At 64.6% G+C, this 12391-nt stretch carries 9 protein-coding genes and 1 pseudogene; 5 read left to right on the top strand and 5 right to left on the bottom strand.

Annotated elements, in window-relative coordinates:
- Positions 1–2: 2 nt before the first annotated feature.
- Together SD72_RS02675 and SD72_RS02680 are read right to left on the bottom strand one after the other, a co-directional pair.
- The gene (locus tag SD72_RS02675; protein WP_042542862.1) at positions 3–1169 is read right to left on the bottom strand and encodes an FAD-dependent oxidoreductase; all 1167 of its coding nucleotides are present in this window, start codon (positions 1167–1169) and stop codon (positions 3–5) included.
- Positions 1166–1906 (bottom strand): TetR/AcrR family transcriptional regulator, encoded by a 741-nt coding sequence (locus SD72_RS02680; protein WP_042542863.1) that lies wholly within the window; start codon positions 1904–1906, stop codon positions 1166–1168. The genes SD72_RS02675 and SD72_RS02680 overlap by 4 nt, the downstream gene beginning before the upstream one ends.
- A 304-nt stretch (positions 1907–2210) precedes the next feature.
- Here SD72_RS02680 and SD72_RS18635 point away from each other — a divergent pair.
- Positions 2211–2987 (top strand): annotated as a pseudogene (locus tag SD72_RS18635) (bifunctional helix-turn-helix transcriptional regulator/GNAT family N-acetyltransferase); the annotation flags it as partial.
- A 184-nt stretch (positions 2988–3171) separates the two neighbouring features.
- On the opposite strand, the gene SD72_RS18145 reads toward SD72_RS18635, so the two are convergent.
- Both SD72_RS18145 and SD72_RS02695 read right to left on the bottom strand, forming a co-directional pair.
- Positions 3172–4146 (bottom strand): alpha/beta fold hydrolase, encoded by a 975-nt coding sequence (locus SD72_RS18145; RefSeq protein ID WP_042542865.1) that lies wholly within the window; start codon positions 4144–4146, stop codon positions 3172–3174.
- Between the two features lie 229 nt (positions 4147–4375).
- Positions 4376–7987: a DUF7507 domain-containing protein gene (locus SD72_RS02695; RefSeq protein WP_042542866.1), complete on the bottom strand. Its 3612-nt coding sequence runs from the start codon at positions 7985–7987 to the stop codon at positions 4376–4378.
- Positions 7988–8231: 244 nt separating this feature from the next.
- On the opposite strand from SD72_RS02695, the gene SD72_RS02700 reads away from it, so the two are divergent.
- Both SD72_RS02700 and SD72_RS02705 read left to right on the top strand, forming a co-directional pair.
- On the top strand, positions 8232–8765 hold the full coding sequence (locus tag SD72_RS02700; RefSeq protein ID WP_052492407.1) for a TetR/AcrR family transcriptional regulator: 534 nt from the start codon (positions 8232–8234) through the stop codon (positions 8763–8765).
- 25 nt (positions 8766–8790) lie between these two features.
- Complete coding sequence (locus SD72_RS02705) at positions 8791–9414, top strand: GNAT family N-acetyltransferase (RefSeq protein ID WP_042542867.1); 624 nt, start codon at positions 8791–8793, stop codon at positions 9412–9414.
- 88 nt (positions 9415–9502) lie between these two features.
- On the opposite strand, the gene SD72_RS02710 is transcribed toward SD72_RS02705, so the two are convergent.
- Positions 9503–10357: an NmrA family NAD(P)-binding protein gene (locus SD72_RS02710; protein WP_157000420.1), complete on the bottom strand. Its 855-nt coding sequence runs from the start codon at positions 10355–10357 to the stop codon at positions 9503–9505.
- A gap of 535 nt (positions 10358–10892) precedes the next feature.
- Between SD72_RS02710 and SD72_RS16755 the strand changes: the two genes are divergently transcribed.
- Entirely contained in the window at positions 10893–11354 is a 462-nt protein-coding gene (locus SD72_RS16755) for a hypothetical protein (protein WP_052492408.1), read from the top strand.
- A 293-nt stretch (positions 11355–11647) separates the two neighbouring features.
- On the top strand, positions 11648–12340 hold the full coding sequence (locus SD72_RS16760; protein WP_157000421.1) for a GNAT family N-acetyltransferase: 693 nt from the start codon (positions 11648–11650) through the stop codon (positions 12338–12340).
- Positions 12341–12391: the final 51 nt, after the last annotated feature.

A 12391-nucleotide genomic window follows, 5' to 3' on the forward strand; every position in this document is an offset into this window, starting at 1 on the left:
ACTCAGTCCAGCTTGGAAGTGGCTCGCAACTCGTCAAACCCCGCGAACATCTCAATGAGCGGCCCGGGCGACCCCGGAGCAAAGAGCAAGTCGAGACTCTCCGCAGAGTCCGCCGCCGCCTCTGCGGCTCGCGCGAACAGCTCACCCTCGTAGGCCACCAACGCGGCCTCGGTGTCCCCGGGGTAATTCACCAGCGCAGCAGCAAGGAGCGCGCCGTCATACATGGCAAGATTGGCTCCCTCGCCAGCAAATGGGCTCATCACGTGCGCAGCGTCACCAATGAGCGTCACTCCCGGAACGCGCTCCCACGTCACCCCAACGGGCATTGCGTGAATCCTCCGCGGCGTCAGCTCGGCGTCAGCATTCGCGACGAGCCCACGAAGCCCCTCATCCCACCCGGCGAACCGCTCAAGCAGCACTTGCTTCGCCGTGGCGGTGTCAGTGAAATCGATCGAGTCGATCCACGTTTCAGGGACACGGAAGCCGAGGTAGACATGCAGCGTGCCGTCCGTCTCGAGGTGATCGAGAATTCCGGTCTCGTCCCGGAACGCAAACAGCATCCCCGCCCCCATCACGGCCGCCTCGACGGGGTGCAACTCGGCGCCGCGCTCGAGGTTCGCTTCGATAAACGAGATGCCCGTGTAGGCGGGCGCGGCATTGGTGAGCAGAGGGCGAACCTTCGACCAGGCCCCGTCTGCGCCGATGAGCAGATCAGTGGTGATGCGCTCCCCGTCAGCAAACTCCACCTCACGCCTGCCCGGAACGCCAGGGACGTCGCGCACCCGAACCGCCTTCTTGCCCCAGCGCACCGCGTCGTCTGGCAGGGAATCGAGGAGAATATCGCGAAGCTGCCCGCGCTTCACCTCAGGCCGGGACATCTCGCCACGGTCCGCCTCCTCGCGCAGCACGTGGCCGGTGTGATCGAGAATACGCATCGCCTCACCACCGTGATGTATGGCTGCCGCAAATTCATCCCAGAGCCCGGCTGCCCTGATGGCTTTTTGGCCGTTGTAGTCGTGGATGTCGAGCATGCCGCCCTGCACCCTGGCCTCAGGGCCTGATTCAAGATCAAAGACCGCGGAGGCGATGCCGTTGACGTGTAGCACCCTGGCTGCCATGAGGCCCCCGAGGCCTCCTCCGATGATGGCGATTGGAAAGTGAGTGCTCATAGTGCTGTCCTGATGTTCTGGTCGTAGTGCGAATCTCCGCCGGCGATAACCGGCGGGGTTGGTGTTGCTGCAATACCCGCAAGGAGCGCGTGAATCGCCCAGGCAACTCGCTGGGCAGGACTACCCGAGAGCACGGCTTCCATGTGGGCAGCAACATGCGGGGTCTTCTGAGGGTCAACTGACGCGAGGGCCTCGGCTAGCGCAGCCTGCTCCGCAGGCTCGTCGCGCTGGGTGTCCACTTCGGAAGGGGTTGGCGCACTGTGCTCCGCTGCGTTTGCAGTGACGTAGAGCAGGAGGAGATCAACTCCCCAGGCCGCTCGTTCAGGCGCGATCCCACCCTCGAGCAGCAGCCCGAGCACGCGATCGTACAGCCCGAAGGCGTTCGGCCCACTTGGCCTAATGACGAGCGCGGACCGCGCCAACCCCGGGTAGGTGAAAAGCACCTCAGCATAGGAGCCAAGCAACTCTTCCAATCGCTCTGCCCACGAGCCGCTTGGGCCACTCTCCGGAAGAGAGCCTATGAGCTCGTCAAGCACTGCCGAATGGAGCTCGGCGGTGTTCGCAACGTAGACATACAGTGACGCCGGGCCGGTATCCAGCTCCTGCGCGACTCGACGCATGGTCGCCTTTTCCAGCCCCTCCGTTCGCATAATGTCGATGGTTGCCGAGATGATCCACGACCTCGAAAGTGCGGGTTTGGCCGGACGCTCGCGCCGGCTCTGCGTGCCAGATTCCATACCTTCAGAGTAACGAACACGTTCGTTACGAACAAGTTCGCTGTTGTCTTTTCTGGTTTGAGCGCGCTCACCCGGGGCACATGACCACCGGGGCTACGCACAGGGCGTCACTTCCTCTGCAAAGCACCCCTGCGGGTCACACCCGCCACATTGCGGGTCCACCCCGCCGCGAGCCGGCCTCATCGCTGGCCTGGCTCAACTCAAGGATTAGATGTATCCTGCATCTATTGCAGGACGCAACCTTTGGAGGGCAACGATGCCTCACACAGAACGAGTCTCCGCGGTGCGAGCCGATTCGCGGCGGATGGTTCGCGAACTCGGCTTCCTCGACCTCAACCTCGCAGATACGCCGTACCCCCCTTCGGCGGTGCACGCCCTCATCGAGATTGACGGCTCACCCGGCATTACGGCCGCGGAACTCGCAGAGCGGCTACTGCTCGACCGCTCGACCGTCAGCCGGATGCTCCGCAAGATCGCTGATGCAGGCGAAATCCGCGTCGTCACGACCGCCGCGGATAGGCGCCACAAGGCGCTCACGCTCACGCGGGGCGGAATGCGCACGGTCGGAGCGATCCACGCGTACGGCACCACGCAGGTCGCCAACGCGCTCGCTCCGCTGAGCGACGACGAGCGGGCGACCGTGGCGCGAGGCATCACGCTCTACGCCGACGCTCTCGCGAGGAGCAGAAACGAGGGCGCGGCGCGGCCCCAGGCTGCGACCCTCACGATTGACCACTCATTGCGCCCAGGTGACGTCGGCTCGATTGTCTCGCTGCACGCGCGCGAGTACGCGAAGATCGCTAACTTTGGGATCGAGTTCGAGGCCTTGGTCGCTCGCGATATCGCGGCATTCATCGCGCGGGCTGACCCCCTGTCACACATCTGGGTCGCCCGCACTGCAGACGGGAACGTGGCCGGCTCGATCGCAATGGATCTCGCCGCTGGGGCATCCGATGCACACCTTCGGTGGTTCATTCTCTCCCCGGCCTCACGCGGCAGCGGGATCGGCCTGCGGCTGATACGCACGGCGCTCGAGCACGCCGACTCGAACGGGGTCAGCGCGACCCGACTGTGGACGTTCGCCGGCCTCGACGCCGCCCGGTCGCTCTATGAGAGACACGGGTTTACCCTCGCCGCGGAACAGGTAGGGAGCCGATGGGGAGCGACCGTCACAGAACAACAGTTCGTGCGTCACGTGCCCCGCGCCAAGCGCAGAAGCCACCTGACGCAGGCACCTGCCGCGCAGCACAGCGCCGATCGAACGCTCAGCTGCCCGTCAGCCCGCCCAAGAAGGCGTCGGTGTCGCTCGCGATCTCAGCGGACTGCGTGTAGTGAAGGTAGTGCTCACCGGGCAGCGCAACAACCTCGCCCCGATCCACGCTCGCAGCCTGGCCCTCATGCAGCTCCAACCAGCCGGCCACATCGCCATCGTCCTCCGCAACGAAGAGCAGCACGGGAAGACCGGCGGGGAACGTCGCTCCTCTCACGCTTTCGAAGTTCTCAACCGTTCGGTTCATTTCGTCAAGCATGGTGGTTTGGACAGAGTTTCGCGTCGTGAGCAAGCCCAGCTGTTGCTTCGTCTGCGCGTCGTGCGGGAGTTCGGCAAACGGGTCGCCAGCCACCGCATTCAATACCCGGAGAATGCCAAGGCTCCGTAGCTCGGCGAGCCCGCTGGTAGATGTTGGCTCATCCCAACCTGGCTGGCCCGGGACGCTGCTGTCGATGCCGACGAACGCGACGAGCTCGTCCCCGTATGCCTGGCTGTACTCGAGCGCGTAAATCCCCGCGATCGAATGCCCCATGAGCACGTACCGGTCCACCCCGAGATACTGCAGCGCTTCATGCACCTCCCGCGCAATGTTTTCTGCCGTACGCGGCACGGACGTCTGGTCGCTCAGCCCCGTACCAAACGGTTCAACCGCGATCACGCGATGCGATCCCTTGAGCTGCGCGATGAGCGGCTCAAAGTCGAGCCCGGGGGCTGCGGTGCCGAGCCCGGGAAGCAAAACGATCGTCTCTGCCCCCGACCCCGCACTCGCACTCGCCTGAGCCGGCGCGCCGGTGTCAACGACGTTCATCTCGTTCCCGGCAACGGGAATGAGCGTGCCGTACGGGGTGATCGCCGCGAGGTCGGATTTCGTTGCTACCGCGTTGACGACGGTCGTTGTGCCTAGGAGCACGACGGGGAGCGCCACGATAGCGCCGACAATCGACAGGGTGATCTTCAGGGGCTTGCGCATGATGCTCGTTTCTCGGTGGGCCTTGCCGGCCCGGTGCAGTGTTCTTCCATCAAACCGGGTTGTGGGCCACCGAGGTAGTGCCGCGATGTCACCTCGGGCGGTGACATTTGTCACACGAGCATTCGCCCTGAGATGTCGCCCGCAGTACCGCCCGCGCACCCGTGCAAACGCCGGGGCCCGGCAGCGTCTGCTGCCGGGCCCCGCGCCACAATATCTGAGGCTACAACTCCTACGACTCCTGCCGGCGCGCTGACCGCACGACCATCGTGAGGCCGAGCGCGAGCAACCCCAGCGCAAGGATGCCAGTGGTGAGCGACATCGGAGTAAACCCGGTCTCGCTCAACCAGCCGCCTGGCTTCGGATCCTTGACCACTGGCGGGGTGCCACCGTCGCCTGGCGGATCCACCTCTTCGCCCGGGTCTCCCCCGTCACCCGGTGTCTTCTTCCCGTGGTAGAAGGACACATCGGAGGCCGAGAGCTGGTCCCCGCCGAGCGGATTCGCAGCGGTGACCGTCACCGTGTTCGTGTAGTCACCGAGCACCGCCGCGCCACTCTCCGAGAGTGTCACCTCGGCCCCGGCAGCGAGCTGCGGGATCACGGCCCGGAACACCTCGTCACCATTGGGCAGTGTGTCAACGACGAGCACGTCGGCAAGGTCGACGGTGCCCGTGTTGCGCACCGTGTAATCCCACGTTACCTGCGAGCCCACTTCAAGCGTCGGCCCGGGAGCCGAGGTGACACGCTCACCATTGGTGTGCTTGATCACCGTAATCGCCGCGTTCCCCGCCCGGTACCAGGACTCCGCCGACGCGGTCACCTCGTCTGCGGCTTCACCAACGCCCTCCGTTGCTGGTCTCGCGGAGACCGTGGCGACGTTATGGTACTGCCCGACGACCGCCGGCGCCGTTGCCTGGAACTCCCTGGTGTCGCCCGGGGCGAGCTCGCCGCTGTCCTCGGACACGGGCTCGAACTGTCCCGACTCGCCCTGGCCATCTTCGAACGCATCCGACAACTCGACGTCGTCGAGGGGCACGTCACCCGTGTTCGTCACGAGATAGCTCCACGTCACGTCGTCACCGGGGTCGACGATCGCGCCGGGGGCGGCCGCGTACACCTCACCGTTGGTTCGTTTCTCGAGCGCAATCGAGGCGATGCCCTCGGTCATCACCTCGGCCTGGTTCGAGTAGAAGTTTCGCTGGCTTCCCGCATACATGCCCGTCGCAGTAGCCTCGTTGATCCCCAAGTCCCCGCCGCGAGCAGAGTCGGAGAGCGAGGTGACCAGCGTGAGCTCGAAGGCGTCGCTGCTCGCGAGCTGCGGCAGCGAGACCCGGAAGGCTGCGGCCCCCACGGCTTCGCTCGTCCACGTTCCGGTGCTCGCGCTTGTCGCGTCTGTCGAGTACTCGATAACGCCGCCCGCCGGAACGCCCTCAACGGGTGCGGCGAGCCTCGTCGTGACCTCGGAGCCGCGGCCGTCACCGGCTTCTGGGAGCCTGTCGAAGAGCACGAAGTCTGTCACGGCCTCCGGCAAGAGGTTACTTGCGTAGAGCTGCCATTCCGCAGTTGCGCCTGCGGCTACTTGGCTGAGCAGGCCCCAGTCGTCTTGCGCGTCGGCTCGGGTGAGTTTGCCGATAAACAGCCCGCCGCCGGTGATCACCTGGCTGTCGTTGAGTGCCCGTGCAATGCGGTCGCGGTGTGGATCGAAGCCAAATTCGTCCTCGCCGAATTGCGCCTGGTACCAGTTGAATGGCACGTCGGTGAGGTTCGAGTCGAGAACCGTCGCGTACGACGCGACCGGCGCGACCGGGTCTGCTGGATCGAACGCCTGCGGCAGCACGTTCACTGGGATCGTGTAGCGGAGTCCGCGGGTTGCGGCCTCGCGGTCGCTCGGCTCGCCGAGCGGGCGCATCGACGGCAGGTTGTCGAAGGCGAACTCGACGACCTGGCGGCTTCGCCCCTCCGCGTCGACCACGGTGCTCGTCGTCACCGTCACGCCCTCGCCCAGTTTCGGAACGGGGTAGCCCGTCACCGAAACGGTCTCGGTTGCCGGCGTCACCCCGACCTGAGCGTCATAGAAGACTCCCTCTGGTAGGACGACGCGCGCAATCGCGTCCGTGTAGTCGCGCTGCGTGTTCAGGTTCGAGATCCCCATCTCGTAGGATGCGGACTCTCCCACCGTCAGCGTCGCCGGGGCAACGACCTGTGTCACCACAACGATCGCGTCGTTGAACTGGAGGTGCGAGGTGGCAGTATCTCCTGGAAGCTCGGCCCCCGAATCGGTCTCACCCGACACCGTTGCCGTGTTCGGCAGGTATTCCGAGCTGGTGGTGCCGTCTCGCTGGGAAACGTGCAGTGGGACGAACTCACTGTCGATGACAAACTCTGAGCCTGGCGGCACGGGAACAGCCGGTGTTCCCGCTGTCACGCGCCAACCGATGGGCTTCTCCGTTGCCCGCAGGCTGACGACTGCGTGCTGCCCGCCGATCTCTTCCTCGGCATATCCGCTCGAACCCGCGGTCTGGTAGACAACACGGGCTGGCTCACTCGTGCTGAAAGAGGCGCCAGGGACCTTGTGCCAGGCATCGTCGAGCGAGCTGAGGTATTCCACCTCGTACGGCACCGCGGCTGCCTCGAGCACCGCGCTCACGCGAATGTCGGTGTGATAGAGCTCCGCGTGCCCGAAGAATGCTGCATTCTCCTCGCTCTGCCGCGCTGAATCCTCGACCACCATCTTCGTGAGCAGGTCCGAGTCTTCGTCGTTGAGGTACGCGGCCTTCACCTGGTAGAAGGGAATCCAATAGCCGTCGGTGTGCCCGGCGCGAGCATCTCCGCGGCCGTTTGCGTCCTTCGAAATAGCGAGAAACTTCGATTCCCCATCGGCAAGCTCGTTGAGCTTCACGGTGGTCGAAGACTGATCCTCCCAGTTGCCCGAAAAGTCGCGCGCTTCGAGCCTCACGGTGTTGTCGGGCGGCGTGGTGCCGGTGGGAAACACCTCTTTGGGGTAGCGAACGGTGACAGAGATCTTCCGGGTGCTCGGGTCAACGAGCAGACCGGATGGGCCGTACGCGGTGTTCTCTCTGGTCCAGACAACGGTCTGGCCCGTTGCTTCGTCGCCAGTAACCGCCCACTCCCCGAACCCTGGGGAGGTCGCGACGACACGCGCTCCGGCAGGCAGGGTGTCGGTCAACCTGAGCCCCCAGCTCGTGAACTCTCCGGTGACCGCGGTGGTCTCCGGCTCTGACTTCACGTTGAAGAAGAACGTGACGGTGCGGTTTCCGCTGCCAACGACCGCCTCCTGTGACTTCATGGGAAGATACGAGAGTTCGCCGGTCACGCTCGTCGACGCCTCGGCTGCTGGAACAGAACCATCGTTGTTCGGAGTTCCCGTGAGGGTCGCTCCGAATACCGTCGACGAGTCTTTCTCGCGATTGTTGGCCTGGGTGACCGAGAAATCGAATTGCGACATCTGCTCGATGAGCGGCTCGAGCACAAAGGTGACGGCATTCAGCGCTGGATCGTAACTGAACGATTCCACAGGGGACGCAGCCCCGAGCGGCACGTCGTCGAATGCGACGCCTGCCGCAAGCTGCACGGTGAGTTCGACGCCGGCGATCGGGGCCTGCGGGGTCGCTTCGCCCGGTATCTTGACGCGGTAGTTGAAGGACTCTCCCACCGGGACCGACGCGGGTGCCTCGAGGGTGACGCTGTAATCCCCCGGTGCCGCGTGCGCCGCCGAGGTCCCGAGGGCGCCCAGTGCGCTCAGCATGAGCCCCACAACCACGGTCCATGCGAGCGGGCGCCGTGCTGCCCATCGCTTCCGGCTCACCTTGACTCGACTGTCCACTGTGACCTCCCTGCGTAGCCGCCGCTGAGCACCCCGCTCAAGCGGCATGCCATGTCACGAGGTGCCATGGCATGGCAACATAGTAAGTCGCTATCTGATTGCTGGCAATAGGAAAGGTCATGGCAATCTTGCTTGCTGCGAGCCGCCCCCGACGCACCCGTTTCGACGCCCCGCCGCCGCAGTACCGTGAAGCAGCGGCAGATTCACAGCCGAAACCATACCGTACGTACGGTAAAGTTACGGGATGCGAGCCAGCTCCCGAACCGACATCCTTGACGCCGCGATGCGCGTTGTGAACGCCCCGGGTGGGCACGACCTCACCTATGACAGTGTCGCCAGGGAGTCTGGCCTCACCAAAGCCGGGCTGATGTATCACTTCGCGACAAAGGAAGCCCTGATGATCGCCGTCATCGAGCACGTGATAGCGCGGTGGCAACGCGAACTCCTCGCCGAGCTCGAGACGCCCTTCGAGCAGTCCACGCTCGCCGACCGAGTGCGAGCGTTCACAGTCTTCGCCGGATCAGGCGGGGTCACGCCAGGGGAATTCACCGTGTTTGCTGAAGCTGTACGACGCCCAGCTCTCGCAGCCCCGTGGCAGCGAACGATCACCGAGTGGTTTACCTTCGGCAGCGAACCAGCAACCGCCCCACTGATGCTCGCCGCGCTTGCAGCAAACGGGCTCTGGGTAGCCGAGTCGACGGGCATTCTCACTGTCAGCGACGCTCGCCGAGCCGAACTCCTCGAATCCCTAGCGGCGCTGTGCGCCCCCACCCCCTGACCGCCTTGCCACACCGAGGAGCACCGTGTTCACCATCACTCCAGCATCACCAGCAGACATCCCCGAGATAGCCCGTACCCTCGGGGAAGCCTTCACGGGAGACACCACCATCGGACACCTCGTGTCCCCAAGCTCACCCACCCGAGACCTGAGCCGCCTCTTCTCCGCGATGCTGCACGCCGGCGGTCTCAGCAGAGGGCGGGTCGACATCGCGAGGCGGGACGCAGACGGTCGCCTGCTCGGCGCGGCGATGTGGCAGCCACCCGGAGTGGGGGCATCACTCGCAGCCGAGCTTCGAGAACTCCCCCGCTTCCTGCGTGCGCTTGGACCGCAGCGCCTGCTCGCTGCGGCCAGGCTGCAACACGACCTCGACCACCACAGGCCAAGTGAACCGCACTGGTACCTCGCCCAGATAGGGGCCGCAGAGGAAGCTCGGGGAACGGGTGTCGGATCCGCCCTGCTGCAACACCGCCTCAGCACGATTGACGCCGCCGACGAGGCCGCCTACCTCGAATCGTCCAACCCTCGCAACCGCAGACTCTACGAGCGCTTCGGCTTCACACGGGTGATGACGCGCGACGAACACATCGACGCCGACGCCACCCGCATGTGGCGAAACCCACGCTCGAGGGCCTCGGCGTCGCACTAGGTGGCGCGACGCCACCGCTGAACCAGCTCACGGCCTGCGCAGGCGCACATGCACGGACACCAATTGGGCCCGCGCAACGCGTGCACCGCTAGACCGAATGCTCCCGCAGGAACCGCTCGAACGACACCGCTGATATCCCCGTGATGTCGTGCACGGCACCACTCACCTGCGCAAGTTCGCCACTGCGAATCGCGGTGTACGTACTCACCCAGGCATCGAGCTCCCATGCTTGCGCCCCGTAGTGGCCGCGCGAGTCGTAGGCTTCAGCGACACTCTCGTCATGGAAGGAGACAGCGTGGCCACGCACGTCGCTCAGCGTTGCGGCGATCTGCTCAAATGACAGCGCTTCCGGCCCGGTGATGTCGTAGCTCTTCGACGAGTGCTTTTCGGGATCCCCCAATACCTCGACGGCAACCCTGGCGACGTCTTCCCTCGCAACGATTGCGCACGTGCCGTCACCGGCTGGGCCGCGGATGACGCCGTCCGTCCCAACGAGGTGTTCCATGATGTCCATATAGAAGTTGTCCCTGAGGAACGTCCACCCCATGCCAGAACCTCGAATGTGTTCCTCGGTGAAGAAATGATCGCGAGCCAAAGTGAACGTCGCATCAGGCGCCGCACCAACAAACGAGGTGTACACAACATGGCGCACACCCGCGGCGGCTGCGGCGTCGATGAAGGTCCGGTGTTCGTCAAGTCGAGTCTCACTCTCGGCAGCGGAGACCATAAAGAGTGTTGCGACGCCCGAGAGCGCCGCCCGCGCCGCTTGCCCGTCTGCGTAGCTCGCCGCGTGTATCGAGGTTCCGGCGACCTCAGGGGCCTTCGCGGGCGTACGTACGAGCAGTCGATGGGAAAGACCTTTGAGTTCAAGCCCCCGCGAAACGAGACCGCCAACCACGCCGGTGACCCCCGTCACAGCGAGCGTTGCGAGTGCATCCATCATGCTCCTTCACTATCGCTTCGCGCCGAACCCGGCCGGGCCCGCCACGTAGCGCGAACTCTAGCACTGCAGCGCGAGAGGCCGCGGCTGGGCTGCCGTGTTCACGGAGGCAAACCTCGTTGCCTTCAACGCCCCGTCGCTCCCACCCCACTCCCTCAGTGCTGAACCGTCAGGGAAACTCGCGCAGCTCACAGGCGCGCGGCACGCTTGACGTCGACAGCGCCCTTCAGTGAAAGCGAGTGGCGCATGCCCACATTTGGCGCAAATGCCGAAACCCTGCTGGCGAGTCGAGTTCCGCGCCTGGGCGGATCAACTCGCGAGGCAATCCCGGGCTCGGGCGGGCAAGGAAACGCTGATACTGTTCGCAGCATCTCGGCCTAGCATCAACGCAACCATTCGTTTGGAGGCTCGACTTCATGACCCTGAACGCACCGACCGAAGTGACCTTCCAACTTGGCGCCACACAGGGCCGGATCAACCACCGGATCTCGGGACCCTTTCGATCGGGGGCGCCCGACACGAAGTCATTGATTGCATCATGGGGGCGATTGACGACCACGGAAGGCTGTATCTCGGAGCCGACATTCCCGTTCGCCGAAATACACCGGGCTGGACCTGGGTTGTCGCTCACATGATTGAGGGCCACCCGAATGCGCCAGCTGGCGCGACCGTGACGCTCAACGTTGACGCGCAACGACGCACGGCGCTCTCGGTAGGCCATACGGCGTGCGAGCTCGCAACATTCGCAATCAACCGAGCATTGGCCGAGCAGTGGCGCACGGAAGTTCCACTCGACCAGCTCGGCAGCCCGCCTTTCGAATCACTGGCGATCGCGACCTCGCGAATCTTGCCGTACGGAAGCAGAGACGAGTACCGACTCGGCAAATCGCTACGCAAACGGGGGTTTGGTGCCGGGGACCTCTGCGCGAAGCTTGAAGAGATCGAACATCGCGTCGAGACCACGCTCAACGACTGGGCGCTGGAGGATGCGCCGGTCTAGGTTGACACACCAGAACGTGCAATCTCTGCCGTGCGCACGTGGCGATGTGCGTTGAGCGAGCGAGAGCTCGGTGCACCCTGCGGTGGCACGCACGTCGGAAGTACCGGCGCACTTGGCCGCATCCGAGTCGCGCTCAGTCTGTCCCCCGACGAAGAGACCCTGGAGATGTTGGTCGATGTCGAGCAAGCCCAACGCTAAGACCGCAACCGCGCCCCACCCACTGTTCCGTCCGAGGCCTCGCGCGCGAGAAAGGTCTTGTTGGTTTGGCACACATATCGCGAAGATTGATACTCATGGAAACAATGCACCCCGAAGTCTACGAGCAGTGGATCGCGCCCTTTACGGGTGGCGACGTCGTCCGCGAGTCCGCAACATACCGTCTCGCTGTCAACGAGCAGCTCGAGGATGGTGAGCGGGTGCAGATCCTCGTGCGCCCGAACCGCACCTACGTGCTCGTGAGCCCAGAAGTGCGTGACCTGCCCGGAATTGCAGATGCCGGGAACGAGGAGGCGCTCCGAACGGCACTGTCAGCCTCTGGCATCGCGCTCAACGGCCCGGACCACCTGTTCTTCCTCGACGATGCGTCCAAGCAGCGGCTCCAGGAAACCGAGGACCCGGGCCACGTGCGGCGTCTCACCGAGGCTGATGCCGCGGCTTTCGAAGCGTTTCAAGCCGGTGTGTCGGAAGCGGACCTCGATGGCGCCTCTGTCGAGCTCGATCATTGGATGGTGTTCGGGGCCTTTTCGGGCGACACGCTCGTCGCGGCCGGAAGCTCGTACCCGTTTGAAGAGGGCGTTGCCCTCGCCGACATGGGCGTCGTCTCCCACCCTGAGCACCGGGGACACGGGCACGCTCGTAGCGTCATCTACGCACTTGCCCGCGGCGCGCTTGCCGCCCAGCATGAGCCACAGTATCGCTGCCAGATCGACAACATCTCATCAGTGAAGCTCGCCACCCGATCCGGTTTCGCCTCCATCGGCACGTAGGATCTCCCGCTGCCAGAGGCTGGGTAGTCCCTCTCTTCCGCTGGAAACCTG

The organism is Leucobacter komagatae (assembly GCF_000834055.1).
In the GTDB taxonomy this organism is placed as follows: domain Bacteria; phylum Actinomycetota; class Actinomycetes; order Actinomycetales; family Microbacteriaceae; genus Leucobacter; species Leucobacter komagatae_A.